At 44.9% G+C, this 25,561-nt stretch carries 23 protein-coding genes; 4 read left to right on the plus strand and 19 right to left on the minus strand.

Translation table 11 applies throughout. The features are described from left to right. Window positions 1-49 precede the first annotated feature (49 nt). The 10 genes from GKR48_RS00480 to ltnD form a co-directional block, all read right to left on the minus strand. Window positions 50-580, minus strand: coding sequence for a DedA family protein (locus tag GKR48_RS00480; protein ID WP_154626116.1), 531 nt, complete (start codon window positions 578-580; stop codon window positions 50-52). A 184-nt stretch (window positions 581-764) separates the two neighbouring features. Continuing rightward, a complete protein-coding gene (locus GKR48_RS00485; protein ID WP_154626118.1) occupies window positions 765-1,547 on the minus strand; it encodes a tyrosine-protein phosphatase in 783 nt (260 codons plus the stop codon). A gap of 281 nt (window positions 1,548-1,828) precedes the next feature. Continuing rightward, a complete protein-coding gene (gene udp, locus GKR48_RS00490; protein ID WP_006658334.1) occupies window positions 1,829-2,584 on the minus strand; it encodes a uridine phosphorylase in 756 nt (251 codons plus the stop codon). Between the two features lie 300 nt (window positions 2,585-2,884). Next, window positions 2,885-4,261 (minus strand): GntP family permease, encoded by a 1,377-nt coding sequence (locus GKR48_RS00495; RefSeq protein ID WP_036954960.1) that lies wholly within the window; start codon window positions 4,259-4,261, stop codon window positions 2,885-2,887. Between the two features lie 11 nt (window positions 4,262-4,272). Next, window positions 4,273-5,232, minus strand: coding sequence for a D-erythronate dehydrogenase (denD, locus tag GKR48_RS00500; protein ID WP_154626120.1), 960 nt, complete (start codon window positions 5,230-5,232; stop codon window positions 4,273-4,275). A gap of 56 nt (window positions 5,233-5,288) precedes the next feature. Beyond that, window positions 5,289-6,056 (minus strand): DeoR/GlpR family DNA-binding transcription regulator, encoded by a 768-nt coding sequence (locus tag GKR48_RS00505; protein WP_036954967.1) that lies wholly within the window; start codon window positions 6,054-6,056, stop codon window positions 5,289-5,291. A 9-nt stretch (window positions 6,057-6,065) separates the two neighbouring features. After that, window positions 6,066-6,845, minus strand: a complete 780-nt coding sequence (otnI, locus tag GKR48_RS00510; protein WP_154626122.1) for a 2-oxo-tetronate isomerase — start codon at window positions 6,843-6,845, stop codon at window positions 6,066-6,068. A gap of 10 nt (window positions 6,846-6,855) precedes the next feature. Beyond that, on the minus strand, window positions 6,856-7,497 hold the full coding sequence (otnC, locus tag GKR48_RS00515) for a 3-oxo-tetronate 4-phosphate decarboxylase (RefSeq protein WP_154626124.1): 642 nt from the start codon (window positions 7,495-7,497) through the stop codon (window positions 6,856-6,858). Then, window positions 7,490-8,767, minus strand: coding sequence for a 3-oxo-tetronate kinase (gene otnK / locus GKR48_RS00520; protein ID WP_154626126.1), 1,278 nt, complete (start codon window positions 8,765-8,767; stop codon window positions 7,490-7,492). Before otnK ends, otnC begins: the two co-directional genes overlap by 8 nt. After that, window positions 8,764-9,672 carry an L-threonate dehydrogenase gene (ltnD, locus tag GKR48_RS00525; RefSeq protein ID WP_154626128.1) on the minus strand — a complete coding sequence of 303 codons (909 nt, stop codon included), beginning with the start codon at window positions 9,670-9,672 and terminating at the stop codon, window positions 8,764-8,766. Before ltnD ends, otnK begins: the two co-directional genes overlap by 4 nt. Window positions 9,673-10,098: 426 nt before the next feature. Between ltnD and GKR48_RS00530 the strand changes: the two genes are divergently transcribed. After that, window positions 10,099-10,488 carry a YidB family protein gene (locus tag GKR48_RS00530; RefSeq protein WP_154626130.1) on the plus strand — a complete coding sequence of 130 codons (390 nt, stop codon included), beginning with the start codon at window positions 10,099-10,101 and terminating at the stop codon, window positions 10,486-10,488. A gap of 57 nt (window positions 10,489-10,545) precedes the next feature. Here the strand turns inward: GKR48_RS00530 and metE are convergent, their stop codons facing one another. Next, the gene (gene metE, locus GKR48_RS00535; protein WP_154626132.1) at window positions 10,546-12,825 is read right to left on the minus strand and encodes a 5-methyltetrahydropteroyltriglutamate--homocysteine S-methyltransferase; all 2,280 of its coding nucleotides are present in this window, start codon (window positions 12,823-12,825) and stop codon (window positions 10,546-10,548) included. 108 nt (window positions 12,826-12,933) lie between these two features. Here metE and metR point away from each other — a divergent pair, with 108 nt between their 5' ends. Next, entirely contained in the window at window positions 12,934-13,890 is a 957-nt protein-coding gene (gene metR / locus GKR48_RS00540; RefSeq protein WP_154626134.1) for an HTH-type transcriptional regulator MetR, read from the plus strand. Here the strand turns inward: metR and GKR48_RS00545 are convergent. The 3 genes from GKR48_RS00545 to GKR48_RS00555 all read right to left on the minus strand — a co-directional run bounded on the left by GKR48_RS00545 (window position 13,787) and on the right by GKR48_RS00555 (window position 18,029). Next, window positions 13,787-14,674 carry a carboxylate/amino acid/amine transporter gene (locus tag GKR48_RS00545; RefSeq protein WP_154626136.1) on the minus strand — a complete coding sequence of 296 codons (888 nt, stop codon included), beginning with the start codon at window positions 14,672-14,674 and terminating at the stop codon, window positions 13,787-13,789. The two genes, metR and GKR48_RS00545, sit on opposite strands and share 104 nt — an antisense overlap. A 66-nt stretch (window positions 14,675-14,740) precedes the next feature. Next, the gene (locus tag GKR48_RS00550; protein ID WP_154626138.1) at window positions 14,741-16,390 is read right to left on the minus strand and encodes a Na+/H+ antiporter; all 1,650 of its coding nucleotides are present in this window, start codon (window positions 16,388-16,390) and stop codon (window positions 14,741-14,743) included. A gap of 292 nt (window positions 16,391-16,682) precedes the next feature. Beyond that, window positions 16,683-18,029: an NCS2 family permease gene (locus GKR48_RS00555; RefSeq protein WP_154626140.1), complete on the minus strand. Its 1,347-nt coding sequence runs from the start codon at window positions 18,027-18,029 to the stop codon at window positions 16,683-16,685. 552 nt (window positions 18,030-18,581) lie between these two features. Between GKR48_RS00555 and GKR48_RS00560 the strand changes: the two genes are divergently transcribed. Continuing rightward, the gene (locus GKR48_RS00560) at window positions 18,582-20,267 is read left to right on the plus strand and encodes an ArnT family glycosyltransferase (RefSeq protein ID WP_230088542.1); all 1,686 of its coding nucleotides are present in this window, start codon (window positions 18,582-18,584) and stop codon (window positions 20,265-20,267) included. 69 nt (window positions 20,268-20,336) lie between these two features. Here the strand turns inward: GKR48_RS00560 and GKR48_RS00565 are convergent, their stop codons facing one another. Further along, on the minus strand, window positions 20,337-21,533 hold the full coding sequence (locus GKR48_RS00565; RefSeq protein ID WP_154626142.1) for an MFS transporter: 1,197 nt from the start codon (window positions 21,531-21,533) through the stop codon (window positions 20,337-20,339). Window positions 21,534-21,873: 340 nt separating this feature from the next. On the opposite strand from GKR48_RS00565, the gene GKR48_RS00570 reads away from it, so the two are divergent. Then, window positions 21,874-22,431 carry a helix-turn-helix domain-containing protein gene (locus GKR48_RS00570; protein WP_272522383.1) on the plus strand — a complete coding sequence of 186 codons (558 nt, stop codon included), beginning with the start codon at window positions 21,874-21,876 and terminating at the stop codon, window positions 22,429-22,431. A gap of 45 nt (window positions 22,432-22,476) precedes the next feature. On the opposite strand, the gene ilvN is transcribed toward GKR48_RS00570, so the two are convergent. From ilvN to GKR48_RS00590, 4 genes are all read right to left on the minus strand, one after another. Next, on the minus strand, window positions 22,477-22,761 hold the full coding sequence (gene ilvN / locus GKR48_RS00575; RefSeq protein ID WP_132497153.1) for an acetolactate synthase small subunit: 285 nt from the start codon (window positions 22,759-22,761) through the stop codon (window positions 22,477-22,479). Window positions 22,762-22,763: 2 nt separating this feature from the next. After that, window positions 22,764-24,461 carry an acetolactate synthase large subunit gene (gene ilvB / locus GKR48_RS00580; protein ID WP_154626204.1) on the minus strand — a complete coding sequence of 566 codons (1,698 nt, stop codon included), beginning with the start codon at window positions 24,459-24,461 and terminating at the stop codon, window positions 22,764-22,766. A 104-nt stretch (window positions 24,462-24,565) separates the two neighbouring features. Beyond that, complete coding sequence (gene ivbL, locus GKR48_RS00585) at window positions 24,566-24,655, minus strand: ilvB operon leader peptide IvbL (protein ID WP_108479355.1); 90 nt, start codon at window positions 24,653-24,655, stop codon at window positions 24,566-24,568. Between the two features lie 302 nt (window positions 24,656-24,957). Then, window positions 24,958-25,476 (minus strand): single-stranded DNA-binding protein, encoded by a 519-nt coding sequence (locus GKR48_RS00590; RefSeq protein WP_036955024.1) that lies wholly within the window; start codon window positions 25,474-25,476, stop codon window positions 24,958-24,960. Window positions 25,477-25,561: the final 85 nt, after the last annotated feature.

Below are 25,561 nucleotides of genomic sequence, written 5' to 3' on the forward strand. Positions count from 1 at the left end.
TCCAGAGGTAAATCTCCCAACGGCTACTTTTTGCGAGCGGCTTCGCAGCTTATCCCATCCAACTCGCAAACCAACGTAAACCAAGCGCGCCAGGGGCTAAAATGCCAAACGCCCAAATCATCGCAGAGGCTAGGTTAGCGACTTGGAAATGTCGCTGCTTCATTTCACAGATCCCCGCAACAAGCGGCACTACCGCCCTCAGTGGCCCGAAAAACCGACCAAAGAAAATGCCCCAAACGCCCCACTTCTCAAAGAAGCGATGCCCTTTGTCTATCATTTCAGGGTTGCGGGAAATCGGCCACATTTCACGAACTTTATCTTTATAGTGAAAACCAAACCAATAAGAGACCCAATCCCCGAAAAATGCGCCCAATGCAGCGGCTAACCAAATCGGGAAAAAGGCAATCTCACTTTCACCAATTAATGCCCCTAGCCCAAGCAAGATAACGGTCGCAGGGAGCAATAACGATAAGAAAGCGAGGGACTCGCCAAACGCAAGAATGAACACAATCGGGATAGCCCACACTTCGTGAGCGCGAGTGAATTCTGTAATGACCGTGACAATTTCATTAATGCTCAAGGGCGAATTCCTACGGTTTGAGATTGGTATGTTAACTATGAGTAGACTAAGTAACTATTATTCAGCTAATTAACTGTTATTAAGATAAGCAATTATTACGCCGCTAAGTGAATATATTATAGTTCTTGGAAGTAAATAAAGTTGCAACAAAACTGGCGTATTGCAACTTCAATTCCGCAGAGGTTTATTCGAGGAAGTAACTTTGTAATACGCTGCGCTGAGCTTTATCTAAACCAAAGTCTTTTTCTAGCCAGCCATCCACACCACCATAATTATTTTCTATACTTTTCAATGCAGTTTGTAAAAATTCTTCACGAACAGAAAACACATATTCGAATTTTTTCACCACGTTTTCACTCATGGTTTTGGAGAACTCTTCGAGTAAATGGTTACGGAATGGCGCTAACGTCTCGTTCGTTAAAAGGTAATCATCCATCACGGTATTCACATCTGCACCCAACGCAAACAACACGAGCGCCGAGCCAACCCCAGTGCGATCTTTACCCACGGCACAGTGTTGCACAAGTCCACCTTTTTCTGGCTGCTTCAACATGCTCACTAATTGGTGATAAGCGGCATTATTCAGCGGAAGCAACTCATAGAGGCGGAACATAAAAGCTTGAGGATCAAACTGTTCTAGTACTTCTGGGGTGAGTTTATCAAGATTCGCACTCACTTCTTTTGCCAGCGGGTTCGCAGGGGCATGCACATAATGAGCGCCACTCCACACCACATCCGGTTTATCCAAAATTTCAGCTTCATCGCGATAGTCGATGATTTGGAAAAGGTTTTGTGACTGTAAAACTTTTTCATCATCTTGGGTTAAGCGGTCGAGCGCCCCAGAACGAAATAAAACACCGGGCTTTATTTTTCCACCATTGGAAAGCTTTTTTCCCCCTAAATCACGAAAGTTAATTCCACCTGTTAAAGGTAGTACAGAGGGGTGAAGGTAAGGTTTGGTTGACATACGTTTTCCCTTTTTAGCTCTGTCATTGCTCAAACAAAAATAAACGAAATCATCAATTACTTGTAATTTGAGTAACTTAAGAGGCTTCTATTAATTGTTTTAAATGACAATAACAGATTCATCGATGAAGGGAATAGGAAAAACGCGAGAAAATAAATTTTGCGCTGATCAATTAGAGATACAAGAATATTTAAGATACATGGGTAGCACGATGATAACTGAACCCGTTTACCGAAAATCCACAACCGAGTGAAGTCAGTAAACGGGTCAGCTAATTAGGGTTACAGCAGGCGACGAGCAGCTTCGACAACGATACTCAGAACATTGCCTTCTGTTTTTTTCAGAAGCGCTTCATTTGGAATTTCTTGCTGAGTACGGTTTACGATAACTCCAGCGACCATACCTGCACGCAGGCCTTGGCTTGCACACATGGTTAACAGCGTTGCAGATTCCATTTCATAGTTCATCACGCCCATGTCTTGCCACTCTTTCATTGAACCTCTGAAGTGACGCATTACACGGCCTGTATAGGTGTCGTAACGTTCTTGACCTGGGTAGAAAGTATCGGAAGATGCGGTAATACCAACGTGTACAGTTGCACCCGCTTCTGTCGCCGCAGCATACAGCGCATTAGTACACGTGAAGTCAGCAACTGCAGGGAATTCCAGTGGTGCAAAGTGCTGGCTTGCGCCATCTAAACGAACCGCACCTGTGGTGACAAGTACATCACCCACATTGATGTTTTCTTGGATTGCGCCTGTTGTGCCAATACGTAAGAAGGTACGGATACCTAACTGAGCCAGTTCTTCAACTGCGATAGAGGTTGATGGGCCACCAATACCGGTTGAGCAGACAATCACGGCTTTGCCATCAAGCTCGCCACGCCATGAGGTGAATTCGCGTAATGAAGCCAGATGTACAGGGTTGTCCATCAGACGTGCAATTTTTTCAACACGGTTAGGATCCCCAGGAACAATAGCAACGGTCGCACCCTGTAAGTCACTCTTTTTTAAACCTAAGTGGAAAACGTCAGACATATCAAACTCCTTTACACAATGGCATCATTGAATTAGTACGTTATTGTCAATATAGCGCTTAGCTTTGATTAATTTAGTGACCAATATCTACTTTAATAGAAACAGATACATATGAATTTCATTAAAATGAGATCGTGATCACAAATAAATTATCTTAAGATGAATGTGAATAATGAGATACACCCAGTATAGATGAATGTTTGTGATTATCGAAAGAAAGCGCCCATTCGGGCGCTTTTATTAGGCAGAAGAAAAAAACACTATAATATCAATGCACTAGATTTACAGTGCTACATCAGATTACAACACTACGTCAAGGATCAAGACCCCAACCAACCCGATAGCCCAAGCTATTGTTGTTGGAATAGACCAAACAATCATTTGTTGTTTAACGTCTTTGATCCCCATCATTCTGTTCACCACCCAGTAAAGGCTGTCGTTAAAGTAACCGAAGAACAGAGACCCCATCGTTGCCGCTTGGGCCGCAACTAATAAGTTGATATCAGGAATTTGGCTAATGATTGGTGCAGAGATTGAAGCCGCGGTGATCATTGCTACCGTTCCAGACCCCTGAATTAAACGCACTAATGTCGCGATAATAAACGGGATTAATACGGGCGTAATCGGTAAATTCGCGACATGCTCCGCAAGAATGGTTCCCGTCCCGCTGTCACGCAATACTGCACCTAATGCTCCACCAGCACCTGTCACAAGCAGGATGATACCCGCTGCTTGTAAACCTTCTTCCATACGGTCGATAACTTCTTCTTTCGATGCTTTTGGCATTAACGTATAGACCGAAATCAGGACACTAATAGATAAGGCGATAATCGGTGCTCCCAAGAATTGGAATGATTGGAAGTACCAATTATCATCCATGCCTTGGAAGGCGGCTGTTTTCAGTAATAATCCGTTGATAGCATTAATAAAAATCAACAGAATTGGCGTGATAATTGGTAACAATGATAAGAATAAGCTCGGTAATGGTTTGTTGGCTTTTTCTTCCATGTAACGCGCATGTACTTCTTTTAAATCTTCGCTGCCCGTCTCATCTGGCATAAATTCAGGATATTTAGTTCCCAGCCACTTGGCGTAGAACACAATCCCGATAACGCACGGCACTGCCAGCGTCATACCCGCTAAAATCATGGCACCAACATCAACCCCGAAGATCCCAGCAACACCGAGAGGGCCCGGAGTTGGTGGCACAGTATGGTGGGTAACAACCAGACCACCCGCCAATGCGACACCAAGGGTTAAAATACTGCGCTTCCCATTCTTCGCTAACGCTTTTGCCAGCGGATACAAAATAACGAATGCAGAGTCGACAAAGATAGGAATACTGACAATATAACCGGTAATTGCCAGCGCCCACTCTTCGCGTTTTTTACCTAACCATTTGATAAAACTATAAGCTATCTGCTCAGCAGCGCCGGACACTTCCAGCACCCTTCCCATCATTACCCCGAGACCGATAACAATACCAATGCTACCGAGGGTCGAACCAAAGCCCTTTGTAATAACGGTGACGGTTTCCGCCGCAGTTAATCCCCCTGATAACCCTGCGATTGCAGCCGCAATCAACATCGCTAACAAGGCGTGAACCCGCGTTCGCAATACTAAAAAGATAAGGACAAATATGGCCACCGCGAGGCCAATAATAGGAATATAGGACATTGTTTAATCTCCTATTTTGCACAGCCGTGGTGCTTAATGAAGGAACGGATCGCATCGCTAAATGATCCATCAGCTTTAAAACCTAAATCCAGTGCACGGCGAATATCGAATTTACCCGGCCAGCTAGCTACGATGCGGTTGACGGCTTCATCCGGTTCAAAGCGAATTAAATCAACTGCTTGTTGACCAGCGACATCACGCAGGGCATCAATCATCTCTTGCACTGTCACGGTGATCCCTGGCAGGTTCACTGTGCGTGAAAGACCAAATTTCTCTGCTGGAATCGAAACCGCATGGATGAAGTTGTTGATGACCGTTTCAGGGCTAGATAACCATAGCGCCAACTCTGGAGACACTGGGCAAACACTCTCAATCCCATTGAGAGGCTCGCGGATAATACCGCTAGCAAAAGAAGATGCCGCTTTATTCGGGACTCCCGGGCGAATACTAATGGTAGGTAAGCGCATCACGCGTCCATCCACATAGCCTTTACGGGAATAGTCGTTCACCATCAATTCACACATGGCTTTTTGAGCGCCATAAGAAGACTGAGGGTTCACAACACACAGGTCGGTGATCACATCCGGTAATTCACCGCCAAAAACCGCAAGGGAGCTGGTGAATAAAAACTTGATGGCAGGGTTTTTAGCGCGAGCGACTTCAAGCAATTGGCGAGTCGCATCGAAGTTCACTTTCATGCCTAAGTTAAAGTCACTTTCAGCATGGCTACTGACGATCGCCGCAAGGTGGAATACCACATCAGTTTGCGCGTCAATCAGCTTATCGGCCGCTTCTGGCTGGGTTAAGTCTAATGCAACGCAACTCACGCGAGAGTCTTCAATAGGCGATGTAGGGCACTGAATATCCGCTAAAACGAGCTGGTCAAATTTTAATCCTTGGTTGTTTTTAAGCAAAGCAGCGGCTAGCTGCTGGCCCAGAAAGCCTGCGCCACCAGTAATAATAACTTTCATTGTCATTCTCCTTGCTATAACCCTGTCGGGCTATGCATCAGTAGGTAAGATGTTTTTTATGTATTTATTAAATGAAGTTTTATGTTTTTTTCGAGTATCCGTTGCACCACATCAGACGGTAAATGTTGGTCACAAATGATGTCGTGCAATTGATCTAATGGGCAGACACGGAACATACCGTATTTACCGAATTTACTGCTGTCTGAAACCAGTACACATCGACGAGCAACATCCAATAAAGTTTGTTTTATTTGGACTTTTTCCTCATGAGGAGTGGAAACCCCATGTTGCAGATCCCACGAGCTGGTACTAATAAACGCGATGTCTACATTCAGTGTCTGCAACATAGCGGCCGCCGTATTGCCAACACAGGAGTGATTGCGTTTATCAACCTGCCCGCCAGTGTGATACAGGTTCAGTTGTGATTTATTCATCAAGTACTGCATGATGGAAAAATCATTGGTCACGATAGTGAGATTAAAACGCTCACCTAATACGCGGGCAATTTCAAAGGTAGTGGTGCCTGCATCGAGGTAAACCACCTGACCATCTTCAACCAGTGAACTGGCAAACTGCCCGATTTCGCGTTTCGTTTGATGATGAAGCCTCGCCTTTTCGCTCCATGGTAGCTCTTGGCGTAACGCATCATTTAACCGAACTCCACCGCTAATTCCGACAACCTTCCCTTCCTCTTCCAACATGCGAATATCACGTCTAACCGTCATATGAGAGACATTCATTAAACCAACTAAGTCATTGATAGACACAGTTTGGTGCTCATAGACATAGCGATAAATAAAATCACGACGTTCGGAAGGGATCATTCGGTTCTCCTAGGAATTAGCTTGCTTTAGCCAGCCTAAACCGTCTTCGGTGCGTCCTGCTGGGTGGTATTCACATCCCAGCCAGCCTTCATATCCCATTTCATCAAGTTGATTAAAAATCCATGGGTAATTGACTTCACCGCTATCAGGTTCATGGCGAAAAGGTACTGATGCTATCTGAATATGACTAAATTTACCCCAAAGACGCTCAATTGTTTTCAATAAGTCACCTTCCATAATCTGGCAGTGATACAAGTCCAATTGAATAAATACATTGTCGCGATTGATTTCAGGTAACAGCGCTTCAGCCTGCTTTTGGGTCGTTAAGAAATACCCCGGCATATCGCGGGTATTAATCGGCTCGATAAGCACACGAATGTCGTGCTCAGCCATCACATCCGCAGCATACTGTATATTCTTAATAAAACACGTTTTTTGCTCTTCAGGCGTGAATTTATCATCCACTTTTCCTGCCATAGCATGCACTTGCTTGCAGCCTAATGCTAAAGCGTACTTCAGGGCGGTTTGTACCCCTTGAGCGAATTCTGCTTCACGACCGGGAATAGACGCCATTCCACGCTCGCCAGCGCCCCAATTTCCCGCAGGCATATTAAATAGTGCTTGAGTAAGCTGATGTTTTTTTAATTCAATCGCAATAACATCCGCATCTTCTTCATAAGGGAAAAGATACTCAACGCCCTTAAAGCCAGCCTGAGCGGCACGTTCAAAGCGTTGAATAAACGGAACTTCGTTAAACATCATACTGAGATTTGCTGCAAATTTAGCCATATCTATCGCCTCATTTCTGTGGATAACGGCTTTCGAGCTCATGAACCTGCTCTTGCGTTAACGTGGTGAAGCCGTGTGGGCGCAATGTAATGTATAGACGCGCGGTATCTTCTAATTCTTCCGCATTGAAAAACGCCTGTCTTAAGGTTTTTCCGCCAACAACGGGGCCGTGGTTAGAGAGTAAAATCGCATTATGATTTGGCGCTAATTTTGCGATTTCTTCACCAATACGGTCATCACCCGGTGGTAAATATTCAATCAACGGTAATTTGCCCACACGCATCACGTAATAAGGCGTGATCGGCGGTAAGCAGTTTGCGGTATCTAAATTCGGTAAACACGACAGTGCCGTTAGCCAAGGTGAATGTAGATGAACCACCGCTTGGCAATCTGAACGCTGCAAATACATTGCCATATGCATGGAAACTTCTTTTGTTGGCTTGTCACCATCAATCCAGTTACCTTGCGCATCGAGCTTGCTCAGGCGCTCAGGATTTAAATCACCAAAGCTCGAGTTAGTCGGGGTGACAATAATGCAGCCATCCGGCAAGCGTGCGCTGATATTGCCTGCACCACCGCTGCTGTAGCCGCGATTAAACATTGATTTAGCCCAATCCACTAACTCTTGGCGTAGCGCCTTTTCATTACTCATTAACCATCTCCTGTGCTAACTGGAAGAAATTCTCTTGACCAAAATTGCCTGATTTCAGTGCTAACCAGTTACCGCTCGCTAAGTCTTGTACCCAAGGCACACCTGGCGCGATAGGTGAGCCAATACTTAATTGTTCAGTTCCAAGGCTTTGCACCACTTTCCCAGAGGTTTCACCACCTGCGATAATAAAAGTGTTATAACCTTGCTGCTGAAGTAACGTCACTACCTGCCCAAACACATTTTCCACCGCGGTACTCGATAATGCGGCGCCGTATTTTTCCTGTGTTTGTTTCAACAACTCAGGTGGTTGGGTTGCATATAACAGAGGCGCTAACCCAGTGATTTTCTGGTCTTTAACCCATTGCGCTAATACAGTTGCATAGTCTGGATTATTGATGCATTCACCCACATCTAGCGCTTTGCTAGGTGCAACTTGTTGATAGCTTTGTACTTGCTTGTTGGTCATTAGCGAGCAGCTACCTGATAGAATGACCGTTTTTCTCTCTTTGCCCGTCGGCTTAGCGCCACGGCTTTCCCCTTGCCCCCAAGCTACTTGGCTATCAATATTCGCAAGTGCAGCCCCCAATCCAGACCCGCCCGTTAATAAAGGCAGTGATTGCGAAGCCTGAGCAATCGGCAGTAAATCATCCATCGTGAAGCTATCCACAACCGCATAGCTGATACCTTGCTGGCGTAGCTGTTCTAACTGCTCTGTGATAGCGGCGCTACCCTTTTGTACGGTTGCCAAGTTAATCAGCCCCGCTTTACCTGCGGACTGTTTTTCCATGACCCGCATCAGGTTGGCATCGGTCATTGGTGTCACTGGGTGATGCTGCATTCCACTTTCATTGAGCAATTGACCGTTAACAAACAGGTGCCCATGTACCACGGTTCGACCGTTAACAGGCAATGCAGGGCACACTAGCGATAATGAGGTATCCAGCTGCTTCATCAGTGCATCGGTGACTGGACCAATGTTGCCTTTCTCGGTTGAATCAAATGTGGAGCAATATTTAAAGAAAATTTGCTGGCACTGCGCCGATTCCTTCAGCCAGCGGCAGGCATTCACCGAGGCACTAATGGCTTCATCCACAGGGCAAGAACGACTTTTCAAGCTCACCACAATGGCATCCACATCTTGAGGGATTGGGGTATTTTCATTCGGCTCATTCAGTAGCTGCACCACTTTCCAGCCGTTTTGTACCATAAAGCCTGCAATATCTGTCGCGCCGGTAAAATCATCAGCAATCACGCCTAATTTCACTGTCATGCCTTTTTCTCCGGTAAAGTAATTCCCTTAAAGGTTTTGATAACGGCACTATCATCCTGTAAGCCAAAACCTTCATTACTGGCTGAGATAAACATTTGATGCGCTGTTGCCGCGAGAGGTAGCGGGAAATTCAGCGCTTTTCCGGTTTGCATCACCAAACCGAGATCTTTCACAAAAATATCGACTGACGATTTAGGTGTATAGTCTCCATCAAGTACATGCTGCATGCGGTTCTCAAACATCCATGAGTTACCAGCGGCATGGGTGACGATGTCATACATCACATCTAAATTGATACCCGCTTTTGCCGCCAGCGCCATACTTTCCGCAGCAACCGCAATATGCACCCCCGCCAGTAGCTGGTGGATAGTTTTCACGGTTGAGCCAAGGCCGATTTCATCCCCCACACGATAAAGGCGCTCTGAAATTGCCTCAAATACCGTCGCAAGCTGAGTGAATAGCTCTGGAGAACCCGATGCCATGACGGTCAGTTTGCCTTCTGCCGCTTTAATCGCGCCGCCAGATATAGGCGCATCGACTAATGGAAGCTGGTATTCGGCAAGGCGCTGAGCTATCTGTTTTGTCTGCTCCGCCGCCAGTGTGCTGTGCAACACAATGGCAGTATTTGGACGAAGCTGCTCGACCAGTGGTTTCTCACCACCAAACAAAATCGCCTCAACTTGTCGGCCATTAACAACGACCATAAGTAGTGCATCTAGCTGTTGCGCATACTGCGCAGCATCTTTACCTGTAGCTTGCGCCCCATATTCGAGTAGCGCCTCACAGGCTTGTGGATTTAAATCAAACCCATAGGTTGGGATCTTATTTCTTATTAGTGATTGCGCGATCCCCATCCCCATCGAACCCAGACCAATAACGCCAACATGGTTAACGGTATTTTTCATCTAGCCCCCTGATGTTGTCAGTTCCAACAAATGATAAATTCTGGTGAATACTGTTAGTTTAGTTTTGGTAAGTACTGTTAATTCTGGTGAATATTGTGAATTTTCACATAACCAAATTCACAAACACATGACTACCATCACACTAAAGATAATATAAATTTTAAACAATTATCCTATATCTTCATGATATTTAAATAATTTTTAATTTAACAATCTGATATCTCCCTTCACAAGAAAGTGTGATAAAAATTGTGATTGATTTGGCTATTTTTTAATCCATTGGTTTTTATACCGATTAAATTCCCTCTTTGTCTCTGATTTTCATTGACCTGTTGAGTAAATTCCCCAAAATAGCCGCCTATTATTTTTTGTAAAATGTTCCATACTTGGTATTGAACGCATCAATTACGTTATCGAGGAGTCAAAATGGGTCTGTTTGATCAAGTGTTAGGCATGGTTGCAGGTGATAAAATGCAACAGTTTCAATCTGTTATTGATTGGGTTGAAAAGCAAGGTGGGCTCTCAGGTGTCGTCGATAAATTTAACACTGAAGGCTTAGGCGGGATCGTTTCATCATGGATTGCTGAAGGTGAAAATTTGCCAGTTAATGCTAGCCAGTTAATGCAAGTTTTCGGTGATTCAGGGATCCAAGAACTCGCTCAGCGCGTTGGTTTAGATCCACAACAAGCAACAGATATGGTCGCTAAGTACTTACCGACTATCGTAGATAGTGCTAGCCCGAATGGTGTGCTGCCAGAAAATATTGATTTAGCGTCAATTGGCATGAACTTACTGAAACAAAAACTGTTCGGTTAAGATCTGCACTCAGCACAGATAACAAAAAGCCCACTTTAAAGTGGGCTTTTTACTGAACTAGCTTTGATACTCATTTCGCAGTTTTTTCGCCGCTTCCACCATGTTAGCCAGTGCTTGGCGAGTCTCTGTCCATCCGCGAGTTTTTAAACCGCAGTCTGGATTCACCCATAAACGCTCCACGGGCACTCGCTGTGCAGCCTTACGTAATAGCGCCACAATCCACTCTACATTTGGGACGTTAGGCGAGTGAATATCATAAACCCCCGGACCAATTTCATTTGGGTAATCAAAATCTTCGAATGCGTCTAATAGATCCATATCCGAGCGCGACGTTTCAATGGTGATAACATCAGCATCCAGCGCAGCAATCGAATCCATAATGTCATTGAACTCGCAATAACACATATGGGTGTGAATCTGTGTCTCATCATCGGCGATAGCGGCACTTAATTTAAAGGCATCTACCGCCCAAGTCAGATAGTCATTCCACTCATCGCGGCGCAGCGGCAGCCCTTCACGTAATGCAGGCTCATCAATCTGAATGATGCCAATACCCGCTTTTTGTAAATCATCCACTTCGTCACGCAATGCCAGCGCAATTTGCTTGGCTATCGTTTCACGACTGACATCTTCCCGAGGGAATGACCAGCACAGGATTGTCACCGGGCCTGTCAGCATTCCTTTGACCGGTTTATCCGTCAACGACTGTGCATACTTCGCCCACTCCACGGTAATGGCTTCTGGGCGGCTAATATCACCAATGATCACAGGTGGCTTCACGCAGCGAGAACCGTAACTCTGTACCCAACCATTTTGCGTAAAGACATAGCCATCAAAGTGTTCACCGAAGTATTCCACCATGTCATTTCGCTCGGCTTCACCATGCACGAGGACGTCAATATCCAGTAGCTCCTGCTCCTTGATAGCTTGTTTGATATGCTCACTGATACTGGTACGGTAATTCAGTTGATCCACATGACCTTTTTTGAAATCAAGACGTAAAGAACGAATTTCACTGGTTTGCGGGAAAGAGCCAATCGTCGTGGTTGGCCACAACGGCAGATTAAAACGTTGGCGCTGAAGTTCAGCACGCTTTACATAAGGACGAGTACGCTCGGTATCTTTCGCGTTAATTGCCGCTAAGCGCTGAGCGACCTGCGTATTATTGACTCGAGAAGAGGTGCGGCGAGCACGAATTGGCGCACTATAGGTTTCTAGCGCTGCGATGTATTCTGCCGTTGGTTGATTGAGTGTTTTCGTCAATAGTGCCAGTTCTTCACATTTTTGCAGCGCAAACGCAAACCAGCTTTTCACTTCGGCATCCAGACGCGTTTCATCATTTAAATCAATTGGGCTATGCAGTAACGAGCAAGATGAACCGACCCACAGAGTGCGCTCTCCTAGCAGCGGTTTCACCCGTTGGAATTTTTCGCCTAAATCCCCTTTCCATACGTTACGCCCATTAATTAACCCTAACGAAAGCACCCAGTCCTTAGGAAGTGCTTGATGCAGTGCCGCGATATCATCCTTACCCGCAACCACATCCACATGCAATCCTTGCACTGGCAGTTGTTTAATCACATCCAAGTGATGGCTAATACCGTCAAAATAAGTGGTTAACAGTAAGTTAGTTTTACCTGCTAGGGATTGATACGCTTGTTGATATGCGTCCTGCCATTCGAGAGGTAAATCGAGTACCAGTGCGGGCTCGTCAATTTGCACCCACTCCACGCCTTTTTCAGCCAGTCTAGTTAGAATTTCTTGGTAAACAGGCAGTAAATCTTTCAGTAACGATAGGCGGTCGAAGGCAGGTCCCTTCACTTTTCCTAACCACAGGTAGGTAATCGGGCCAATGACGACAGGTTTAACGTTGTGACCGAGTTTTAATGCTTCGTCGACTTCGTCAAACAGTTGATTCCACGACAGTTTAAATTGTTGCCCTTGCTGGAATTCCGGCACGATATAGTGATAGTTAGTATTAAACCATTTCGTCATTTCTCCCGCCGCCGCTGGCTTGCCTGTTGGCGCACGACCACGAGCCACACGGAATAAGGTATCTAAATCGACAGTGCCATCTTCATTTTGATGACGCGGCGGAACGTTTCCTAGTAATAAACTAGTGGTTAAAACTTGGTCATACCACGCAAAGTCACCGACGGGTAGCAGATCGACACCGGCATTTTTTTGTTGTTCCCAGTGACGAACACGTAATTGATAACCCGTTTCAAGAAGTGCAGATTGGTCAATTTTGCCTGCCCAATAATCTTCTTGTGCACGTTTGAGTTCTCTTTTTAGACCGACACGTGGAAAACCAAGTGTATGATTTATAACAGACATATTGACCCCTTAAAATATTTAGCCGTCTAGATGTTTACACATCTATAATCAACAGGTACTGTATAAAGCACAAGCGCAAATTATTCATCGTCTACTTGAAGGTTTCTCATGATCGAATTAAAACATTTAAAAACGTTGCAGGCACTCAGCCAATACGGATCATTAGCTGCCACTGCGACGCACCTGCACCAGACTCAGTCGGCGCTATCTCACCAATTTAGTGATTTAGAGCATCGCTTAGGCTACAAACTGTTTGTTCGTAAAACTCAGCCCATCCATTTCACACCGCAAGGGGAAGTGCTGCTACAATTAGCGCAACGTATTTTGCCAATGGTGAAAGACGCGATTCGTGTCTGCAATGAACCGACCGTCAGTACGCTGCGTATCGCGATTGAGTGCCATAGCTGCATTCAGTGGTTGACCCCTGCGCTACAACAGTTTAGGCAAGCATGGCCACAAGTGACCGTCGATTTTAAATCTGGCGTAACCTTTGACCCGCAGCCTGAATTACTTTCGCGAGAATTAGACATCGTGATGACCTCCGATATCCTTGCGGATCAAGATTTACACTACACACCGATGTTTGATTATGAAGTGAAACTGGTGGTGGCGAATGACCATCCATTAGCTAAAAAACCGTTGATTGAGCCTCATGATCTTGCCAAAGAGACATTGCTGATTTATCCAGTTCAGCGCCAACGTTTTGATATCTGGCGTCATTTCTTACAGCCAGCGGGTGTTTCACCTAATATCAAAACCGTCGACAATACGCTGATTTTAATTCAGATGGTGGCGGCTAAAATGGGGATTGCGGCACTGCCACACTGGGCGGTGGATTCCTTTGAAAAACAAGGTTTGATTACGACGAAAACTTTAGGAAGTGGGTTATGGAGCCGACTGTACGCTGCATGTCGTGAAGGCGAACAGCGCCAGCCAGCCATTGAAACATTTACCAATACCGCTACTGATCACGCGGTGGAGAATTTGTCTTACGTGAAGTCGGTGCGAGGATCCAACGCTTATGCACCCACAGAGACGCAATTATCAGGCTCGACCCCATGGTAAAACTGAGCCAATTAGGATGTTGCTGCCAAATAGCAAAGTTCACTAATAAACCGGCTGGAACCATCATGTTATTCATTATCGCGAGGGTTCCGGCATCCACTTTTGTGGCGCCATAGTTCCACAGAAAATAACCAATCCCCGACGCAACCACACCCAACCAGAGTAAAACTATCCATTGAGCTTGGCTTGTCGGCACCATCGCCTTATTTCCAAACAGTAGCCATCCCATCAAGGCAATCAACGTCGCCCCGAGATAAAACCATGAAAAGGCTTGATGCTGGGGGATCGGGTGCACTTCCATTAAGCGCTTATATCCCACTTGCCCCAATGCAAAGAAGATGTTGGCAAGCTGAACAAACATCAGACCAATCCAGAATGATTCGCTAAGGTGATCATAACGAATAATGGCAGCACCAATCACGGCTAATATCGAGCTAAACAGATAGCCTTTACGTAGGCGTTGGCGCTCTAAAAGGTCATAAATCAACGTAACATATAGCGGAGTTAATACCGTAAATAGCAAAAATTCTGCCACACTCAGGTATTTATAGGCTTGGAAAACAAAGTAATACATGATCCCCAGCTGGCAAGCACCTACCAACATATACAGTGAGATCACTTTGGCGCTGAAGTTGCGCCAACGCAGAAAAGGTAGGAATACCAAAGAGGCTAAACTCACGCGGATAAGCACAGATAGCCAGCTATCCACCTGCCCTGCGAGGTATTCCCCCATTAAACTAAAAGACGCTGCCCAGAGCAGCGTCGTGAAAACGAGTAACCACATTGTTGTTCACTCTCAAGCACAATGATTTAACAAACAAGATGCCCGTAGAATACGCGTTTTTTCGATTTAATGCTCTTTTTCGATCAGTACAGCTTCTAATAAATCCAGATCCACCAGCAAGCTTTGCAAGGTTTCATTACTGATTTTCCGTGTTGCACGCAAGTGATAGAGCTCACCACGTTCTGCACGTAGCGCCGTTAAGCGAAAACGCCGTTCAAGGTCTTCAACCTGCAAGTTGTGTTCCATCTCGTCTTGGTCGGCGGTTCGACGGCGTAAATGACCAATCACCCTTGTCGCGACCTCGTTGATGTCTTCCGAATCTAATTGCTCTTCCGCATCCGCCGATAAACGCTCTTGCATCTTGTTCAAGCTGACAATCGCCACTTCTGCCATTGCGGCTTTCGCCATACGGATCTCGTTGATATCCGCCTCTTTATCCCCCACTTTAAAATTGCGCAGCAGGAGTGGTAACGCCACAACGCCCGCAAAAATGGAAAATAAAATAACCCCTGCGGCGATAAACACCAGCTGGTACCTTGCTGGGAACGGAGAACCATCGGTTAGAAACAATGGCACCGAGAGCACACCGGCTAAGGTAATTGCCCCACGAACTCCGGCAAACGACGCTAACCACAATTCACGGACTGTATAGTTCGCGAACTGTAATGGGCGTTTTTTCAGGAATAGTCGACTGAATCTCTTCATCAACCATAGCCAGCAGAAACGTAAAATCAGCAAGGCAAAATAGATGATAACGACCGCAGTAAACAGCATCCAAGTTTCGACGCTTGGGTCGAGTTCCGCTTGAATAACCGACGTTTCCCAAATCCCCGGTAATTGCAGACCGAGCATAATGAACACTAAGCCGTTAAAGACAAACTCTAACATCGACCAGACGCTATCGGCACGTAAACGCATCGCCAAAGGTGCATTACGGATAACGCCAGACTTGGTGATAGTCATACCCGCAGCAACCGCCGCCAAAATACCCGAGAAACCGATATGTTCCGCAATCATGTAGGATGCGAATGGTAACAGCAGCATGAAGACAATTTGCGTTGCGGGGTCATCCCCACTCCAGCGGCTCATTAAGCGTAGAGACTTACTGTATAGCCACGTCACAGCAACACCCGCCAATAGACCACCGACTGCGACTTTAAAGAATTCGATTGTAACGCCCGATACGCTGAAGACCATCGTTCCCATGGCAATCGCCACGGCGAACTTCAACGCCACCAGACCGGAAGCATCGTTCATCAATGCTTCCCCTTCGAGTACGCTCATCATGCGCTTGGGAATTCGTCCTTTCCCAACGATAGAGGACAATGCCACCGCATCTGTTGGGGAAAGTACCGCAGCCAGCGCAAAGGCGGCAATAAGTGGAATACCAGGCATCAACCAGTAAATCAGATAACCAATCCCGATAACGGTTACTAATACTAGCACTAATACCAGAATGAAAATTTCTCGCCCATTCTGGAAAAATTCACGGGTAGGGGTTTTCCAACCATCGACGAATAACAGCGGTGGAATCAACAGAACCATAAAGAGTTCGGGGTCAAAAGAGACATGTAACCCAAATTGAGGCCACGCTAATAATGCACCGATAGCAATCTGAATAAGAGGAAGGGGAATACGGATGGGAATGACTTTCGTCACCACACCAGAAACAGAGACAGCCAAGATCAAAATCAGAATAGTAAAGAAAATTTCCATGTTGCCCTTACTTATTAACTAATGCATACCCTAAATATCGCAGCTTAAAGTATAACGGGATAACCCAAAATTTGCCTGCCGCCGCATAGTAAGAAATAGCACCGTCCAGACCATGAGATTTTCAGTCAAGGCAGCCACTGGTTGAAAATAGGCATTTTCACTTCATATACCGCCTTAGCACTATTCTATCCTTTACAGGCTATCTGACGGGAAAATAATTTGGAGTTTAGAACGAATCGCAACAATCCGTTAAAGGGCGACAGCAGCTGCCGCCCTATCATTAGAATTACCTTTAGATAGCGAGGTCGGCAGCATAAAACGCTACCAATAGAACCGCGATAACCACGCTACCAATATTCAGTTTACGCCATTCACCCGCACAGATACGCCCGATAACCAGTGAAGCGAAACCTAGCATGATACCGGTGACGATATTACAGGTTAATACGATAAATACCGCGCACAGTAAACCTGACATCGAATCCACAAAATCATCGAAATCTAATTTCGAGACATTGCTCAGCATCAACAGACCCACATACATCAGTGCTGGCGCCGTTGCATAGGCCGGTACTAGATAAGACAATGGAGATAAGAACAAGATAAATAAGAATAAAACACCAACAACTACGGCGGTTAAACCTGTACGACCGCCTGCTGCGGTTCCTGCAGCAGATTCGATATATACCGCGGCTGGCGATGCGCCGATAGCCCCTGCAAAAATGCTGCTTACAGAGTCAGCGGTTAACGCTTTTCCACCATCGATAATCTGACCGTCTTTATCCAGTAAGTTCGCTTGACCCGCAACCGCGCGGATAGTCCCCGTTGCATCAAAAACTGCCGTCATTACTAATGCCAGAACGCTTGGCAGAACCGCAGCTTGAAGTGCACCCATGATATCCATGCTAAACATCAGCGCTAAACCATCTTCACCAAATGAAGGCAATTTAAAGAAACCTTGGTATTTAACGGCAGGGTCGAAAATCAAACCAATAATCGAAATCGCGATAATGACTAATAACACCCCACCCGGTACACGGCGTTTTTCTAAACCAAAAATCACCGCTAAACCAATCAGAGACATTAAAACAGGGAATGAAGTAAATTCACCCAGCGCAACGGGTAAGCCTGCATTTGGGTTTTTAACCACTAAGCCAACGCCCGTTGCTGCAATCAAGAGTAAAAACAGACCAATACCAATACCCGTACCATGAGCCACGCCCATTGACATGTTACGTAAAATCCAACTGCGGATACCTGTCACAGAGATAATGGTGAATAAACACCCCATTAAGAACACGGCACCCAGCGCAACTGGAATACTAATGTGTTGCCCTAACACTAAGCTAAAGGCGGTAAACGCCGTTAATGAGATTGCACAGCCAATTGCCATTGGCAGATTCGCCCATAACCCCATTAATAAAGAACCGAAACCCGCTACTAAACAGGTTGCGATAAATACTGCAGTAGGTGGGAAGCCTGCTTGTCCTAACATACCCGGCACGACGATGACAGAATAAACCATCGCTAAGAATGTCGTTAATCCCGCAATGATTTCGCGGCGCACTGATGAGCCACGCGCTGTGATCTTAAAATATGAATCCAATTTGCAATTGGATGAAGCCTGTTGGCCTGCCATGGTATACCTCTGCTATTAATTTTAGAAAATTCTATGTCACTATTTTTGCTAAGCTTTTCATAAGCATTTATTCATTTTTTGCTTGGTGGCTTAGCGAATATCGCCTCACACTGAAACTCACGTAAACGATTACCTTTTTAAAAATATTCACTGAACTGAGATAACAGGTAAACAGAATGACTCTCTAGGGACAGTGCGCAAACGTTTGGCTTTCAGAACAAAGTGAGGCGAATTGTGAAGAGCGTAATTATCGTTCGAAAGGGGGGAATTGATCAAGTGTTTTATGATGGGCTACTTTTCAGTCAAAAATCATAAAAACTGCGCCGTATTTTTACAATCCTCCATAAAAGTCAGTCATATTTCGTTCTATATACCCTTTGTTTAAATACATGTGTAAGAGTGTTGCTAAAATTCCCACTAATATTGAGTTTTTAATAAATAATCTGTTTATGAAAGTATTTATTCTCTAATGCTAATTAAATAACTCATTTCTCTGGTGATTATTTTTATAAATATATTTTTTAATAATACTTAACACTCGCTATAAATATTATGTCAACCATTACAACCTCAATTAAAACAATGCCAAAAAGTGCCTTAATACTTTTTGCTGTATTTTTACTGGTTTATCTCCTTCCCGGGATTTATGGCCATAGCCCATGGAAGCAAGATGAAAACTACAGTTTCGGTATTATTCAAACCATGTATGAAACTGGAAATTGGCTAGTTCCTACTAATGCTGGTGAACCCTTCATGGAAAAACCGCCATTCTATTATTGGACGGCGACAATTTTTTCTCATTTACTCTCCGGAGTGATGCCGCTATACGATGCCGCACGCAGCGCCAGTTTATTTTTCTCTATTATTAATTTTTATTTTTTTGTTTTATTAGCTCGCCGCTTTTTTAAATCTGACAGTTTTTCTGATGCCCGTATTTGGACAGCATTTGCACTGTACGTTTGTGCGCCGGGAGTATTGCGACACACCCATGAAATGTTCACGGATGTTTCGTTAATTACAGGGGCTACCATCGGCTTATATGGTTTATTAGGGTTAATTCAGCAACAGAAAATTGCTACGTCCGCCTTCTGGCTCTGCCTTGGAACCATTATCACCACCTTATCTAAAGGCGTATTTATTCCCGGCGTTCTGTGGATCAGCCTATTTTTGGCGCCTGTATTTCTTGTTCAGTGCCGATCTAAACAGTTTTGGCAACCCGCGCTACTCGCAGGATTAGTCTCTCTCATCGCTATCCTGCCTTGGCCAATTATGCTGTATGTGCAGCATCCAGAGCTGTTCGTGACTTGGTTTTGGGAAAATAATATTGGCCGTTTCCTTGGATTTTCCGTTGAAAAGTTAGGAGCTAAAGCTAATTTTACGCGAATTCCTTCCGCTATTGCATTCTTTGCCCTTCCTGCAGGGCTACTGGCGACAGCCTATTTTTTACGTCATCCACTCAAACGCCTGCGCGATCATAATGAATATTTGATTGCCATATTTCCTGTCCTTGGCGTGGTATTCTTGCAAATATCTGCCAGTGGGCGAGCGCTCTATTTACTGCCCTTTATTGCTCCGATGGCGATCCTCGGTGTGCAGGCTCTTGGCTGGTTTTCAGAGAAAATCTTGAACGCATTTGCACTCTTCGCTGCCTTTTTCTGGTCTGGGTTAATTCTCTTTCTGTGGGCTTGCTACATTATTGTATTAACGGGTCATCACGCCCAATGGTTACCTGTTTTTGGTCGTTGGTTACCGCTTGATTACCAAATGCATTTTTCTGTGTTTGCGTTGATAGCGGGCATTTTTATTACCTGTTTTTGGTTCTTCCGCAATCGTCTTATTTCCTCTTCAAACAGCGCTTTCCAAGCGATAAGAAACTGGTCTCTAGGGATGGTGAGTGTGTGGAGCATTATTCTCACATTGTTTGTTGGTTGGATTGATTATTCAAAAGGCTATGAAGGCGTTTTTGTAGACCTTCGTCATCATTTAGAAGGGCAATTTACCCAGAATGACTGTATGGCTTCCGAAAACCTTGGGGAATCAGAAGCGCCGATGCTCTATTACTACACGGGTATTTTACATCAAAGGCAGCTGGGATTTGAGAAGCCGCAACAGTGCCGCTGGCTGATTGTGTTATCCAAAGAAATTCAACCTGCGCCTGAAGGCATGGAATTGTTTTGGTCAAATCATCGTCCTGATGAATTCCGCGAGAATTTAGTGGTTTATCGAGTGACAGAATAGTTGATAGCGAATAAAAATCCCCGAGCCAGAACTGAACTCGGGGATTTTTTATATATTGAGGAAAAAATGTTACTGAGCTTGTTGCTCAATGGCTTGAGCGCCATATTTTTCACGGGTAAACCATAAAAATAGTCCCGCTATTCCAATCAATAATATCGGCAGACCTGATGGCGAAATCGCCGTTGCAGCGCCAGCCAACAATGGACCCGAAAGGTTACCAATTCCCCATAACATTGCCGCTGCGGCGTTGGCTATAATTAGCTCATTCCCTCTGAAGTATTGGCCAATCTGTACTAAAGCGATAGTGTAAATGGCCCCAGCCGTCGCCCCCAACACAAACAGTAAAACCCAAATAAAGTAAGTGTGCGTAATTAAGAACGGTAGCAACATACTTGCCCCTAACGTCACCACGCCGCAAATTCGGTACAGTTTTTCGCGATTCATATGGTCAGCTAACCAACCAAATGGCATTTGCATAATCGCATCTCCCGCCAAAATTGCACTGATCATCATCGCCGCAACCGCCTCGGTATGCCCCATGCCCATCCCGTAAATTGGGAACATTGACAGGATAGTGCCATCGAAAAAAGCAAAAAATAGAATTCCGGCACAAATTCCAGGAGCAACTTTCACGAACTGCACAATTGAAAAGTTAGATTCTGACGCCGTTTCTGCGAGCCTATCTCCCACTTTTTGATCCATAAGTAGGAATAAAGCCACAGAAATTAAGTGAATTAAGGTACAAATAAACAGCGGGGATTTATCTTCCACACCATAATAGGCAATAAATGACGGACCTAATAATTGGCTTACGGTAAATACCGTCGTGTAAATCGCCAATATACGCCCTCGCTTGTTTTCAGGGGATAATTCGTTGATCCACGTTTCCCCCAAACAAATCATCACCCCGCTTGCAAGTCCCGTAATCAGCCGCAAAGGGAAAAGTAACCATAAAGGCAATGAACTTAACAGTGGCAGTAAGCTAATGGCTGAGATCACCGTCGCGATTAACATCGCTTTGCGCTTCCCACACCACTTCACAATGCGCTGTACCACAGGGGCAATCAAAAACATCCCCAAGGCTGGAGCCGCAGAGATAATACCAATGTACAGCTCACTCACACCAAAATTATTCAGTCGCAGCGCCACCATCGGGATACTGAGACCAATCACGATGCCGATAACGGCAATGCTGGTTGTAATCGTAAAAATAGCAAAAGAAGCAGAACGTCGAAAATGTTGAAAACTCGAATTAGCAGGGTTCATTTTTGTATTAATCTGCTCAATTAGGATTAATTGTCAGATATAAACTCCGAAAAGATATTATTTATTTGAAATAAAACACTGTGACACATTCAGTCATTAGAATAATACAAATTAAATTATATCATGAATTCATTCAACAAAATAACACACTGAAAAAACAATAAATCTTATTTTTATAACCGTGTATTTAAAAAATAATTTTTAGATTATTTTTCCATTTATTCGCATTCAGCAAAATATTATTTTCATAATATCGGGTTTCTGACATTTCATATTTAAGATGTTAGAATTGACAGCAGAAATGAGAATTTATAAAAGCAATATTGTGGAAGACAGTGTCGTGGAAAATAAAATAAATATAAAAATTGGTCAGAAAGTGCGTCTGCTACGTCAGGCGAGAAACCTTTCTCTGAGTGAGCTTTCTCATTTATCAGGGATCTCTAAAGCCGCCCTCTCTAAGTTGGAATCAGGGGATTCAAATCCGCGCATCGACACTTTGGAGTCCATTGCGGCAGCTCTGCGTTTTCCGCTCAGCGATTTATTTACACGCCAAAATGAATCTTACCCCTATTTGGTGAAGGCCACGCCACTCGAAGGTGATTATTTAGAGCAATTTAAATTCCGTATCAGTATGGGTAACGTCTCTGAAATTTGGCAACTTAGTATGAAAAGAGGCGCCATTATTAATAGCCCCGCGCATATGGTCGGTACCCATGAACACATTATGGTACACGCGGGCTCCCTAATGCTGCGCTTAGAAAATGAACAAAATGTCGTTCTTGAGGCTGGGGATTTTTACGCGTTCAGCGGAGACTTTCCTCATGCTTACTTATGCATTGAGGGGGATGTGCACGCCACCGTCGTGATGACCTATTCACATTTAAGTGATGGCGTGTAACTCGTCAGCCTACGCTCCTTGTAAGCCGACCTTATTTATTCAGAATTACTGCAAATAATCCTGCATGGTTTCAAACACGCGCAGGTCATCGCTAAAGCGAACTTCACGGACGTCTTCCAGTTTTTCAACTTGGTTAACCATCTGGGATAAACGCTCATCTTTCTGAACTAATAACCAAATGCGGCTTTCGTCCCTATCTTTAATTGGCATACATAGAATGCCGTCCACGTTAAATGCTCGACGCGCAAACAACCCGCAAATATGTGACATAACGCCCGGATGGTTGCGAACAATTAATTCTAAGGCGATTGGGTGATGTTCAAATACCATAATTACGCTCCGATCATATCAATATTAGCGGCACCAGGAGGAACCATTGGATATACCTTCTGATTGACATCAATCAAGGCATGAATTAAGCAAGGCCCTTTAGTGTTCATAATCGCTTCCAGCGCCATTTCAGGCTCGGCTTCATTATTTAAATCACACGTTTGGAAACCAAACCCAGAGGCAATTTTAATAAAGTCGGTCTGATAAGGATAAGCCGCAGCAAAGATACGATTCTCAAAAAATAGGTCTTGCTGCTGATGCACCATACCCAGCGCTTGGTTATTCATTAAAATGATTTTAATGTTTAATTGATGCTCTGCCGCTGTCGCCAGTTCCTGAATATTCATCATTAAGCTGCCATCACCTGAAAAACAAACGATGGTTTTATCGGGGTGAGCCAATGCAGCGCCAATCGCTGCCGGTAAACCAAAGCCCATGGTGCCCAAACCACCGGATGTTAACCACTGGCGAGGACGTGACAATGGATAAGCTTGCGCCGCCCACATTTGATGCTGTCCAACATCCGTCGTGACAATCGCCTCTTCCCCTGCCGCACGTGCGGTGGCTAATACCAAACCGTAGTGATCTAATGGATCATCCGCATTAGCTAAGTTCAGTGGATAATTATTTTTCAGCTCATTGACTTGTTGAACCCACTCTTGACGATCATTGCGCTCAACTAACGGTAACAGTAATTCTAAGATTTGCCCTGCATCCGCATGGATAGCAATGTCTGGACGTTTGATTTTACTGATTTCTGCTTTATCAATATCAACGTGAATGATTTTGGCATTCGGGCAGAATTTTTCCGCTTTACCAATGGCGCGGTCATCAAAGCGAGCACCGATAACAATCAGCAAATCAGACTCTTCCATGATCATGTTCGTGCTACGTGCCGCATGCATGCCTAACATGCCCAAATACAGCGGATGACGCATCGGAATGGTCCCCAATGCCATCAAAGTCATTGTCGTTGGTAAAGAGGCTTTTTCGGCAAAAGCGATAGCCGTCGCGGTTGAATCAGAGCTAATCACCCCGCCCCCGAAATAAAGTACTGGACGCTTCGCACGGTTGATCATTTCCGCCGCTTGGATCACTTTTTCCATATCGAAACTTGGGGCTTTATCTTTCGGTAAAATCTCTGGCAACACATCTAACTCAATGGTTGCAGTCTGAACATCTTTTGGAATATCAATCCAAACAGGCCCTGGACGCCCAGACTCAGCGATACGGAATGCTTCGCAGATAACGCGAGGCAGCTCTTCAATACTGCGCACTAAATAGTTGTGTTTCGTAATCGGTATTGAAATGCCGTAAGTATCCACTTCCTGAAACGCATCGGTACCAATCATCGAAGATGGCACCTGCGCAGTGATGCATACCAGTGGAATTGAATCCAGTTTCGCATCCGCAATGGCAGTCACTAAGTTAGTGGCGCCGGGACCGCTTGAGGAAATACACACCGCCGCTTTGCCTGTGCTACGCGCAATTCCCTGTGCAATAAAACCCGCACCTTGCTCGTGACGCGCCAGTATGTGGCGAATTTTTTTGCTCTGTCCCAGTGCATCATAGAATGGCAATGCTGCCCCGCCAGGGATACCCGAAACAATGGTAATGCCATGTTTTTCCAATAAATGGACGATTAATTCTGCGCCTGTAAAACAGGTTTTTTGTGGTGATGTTGTGCCCGACTCGCTCATCATTTTTTATTCCTTCACTAGCCTGCGGATCCGAGTTTTAGGTCATAAAAAAACCCCGCTCGGTTTGCGCCGGCGGGGTTTCTAAATCGCGTGATTTGTTCCCGTTACGGCGCTAAGCCCACGACCACCACCACACGCACGACTACCGCGGCTAGTGGCGCGGTAAGTAGTAGGTTTGAACGGTTAGCAGTCATTTTCACGAGAATTTCCTGTCATTTAATTCTGTCTGATTTAGCCAAAATCCATATTTAATGAATTTCATGTTTAGCTAAAGTCTGTCTGATTTTTCATTTTTGTGCTTGCTGCATTTAAGAAACCATAAAATCCTAACCTTCACAACCCTTTTTTTCGTTTTTCTTGGTTGTGGATTTCAAATGAGAGGCATATCACAGAATGTTGCTGAGGCGTGATAATTTGAGCTGAAATTGCTCATAAAAAATTAAAGCCCTTAAAATTAAGGGCTTTAATCGATGATTTTGATTTTCTAATTTAGAAATTAGAACGGGATATCGTCATCAAAATCCATTGGTGGTTCATTGGTTTGTGGAGCTGGTGAACGCGCTGGCGCTGCGCCGCCGCCACTGAACTGTTGTGCTGCTTGTGGCTGTTGTGGTTGACCCCAACCGCCTTGCCCACCGCTTTGACCTTGTGATGGTGCATCACCGCCACGACCACCAAGCATCTGCATTGAACCGCCGATATTGACCACAACTTCGGTGGTGTAGCGATCTTGACCGCTTTGGTCTTGCCATTTACGGGTTTGCAGTGAACCTTCGATATAAACTTGTGAACCTTTTTTCAGATATTCACCAGCAACTTCGGCTAATTTGCCGAAAATCACAACACGGTGCCATTCGGTTTTTTCACGCATTTCACCGGTTTGCTTGTCACGCCAACTTTCAGAAGTTGCCAGAGTCAGGTTAGCGACAGCTCCGCCGTTAGGCATATAACGGATTTCTGGATCTTGTCCTAAGTTACCGATAAGAATTACTTTATTTACGCCTCTGGTGGCCATTTATTACTCCTGATGCATTGAATTTTTAATCTCTGGACTGACCGTGAAGTTTACCACGACCTATCTGTATTGCACCATAAATTGA

Source organism: Providencia sp. wls1943 (assembly GCF_009706275.1).
Classification (GTDB): Bacteria; Pseudomonadota; Gammaproteobacteria; order Enterobacterales; family Enterobacteriaceae; genus Providencia; species Providencia zhijiangensis.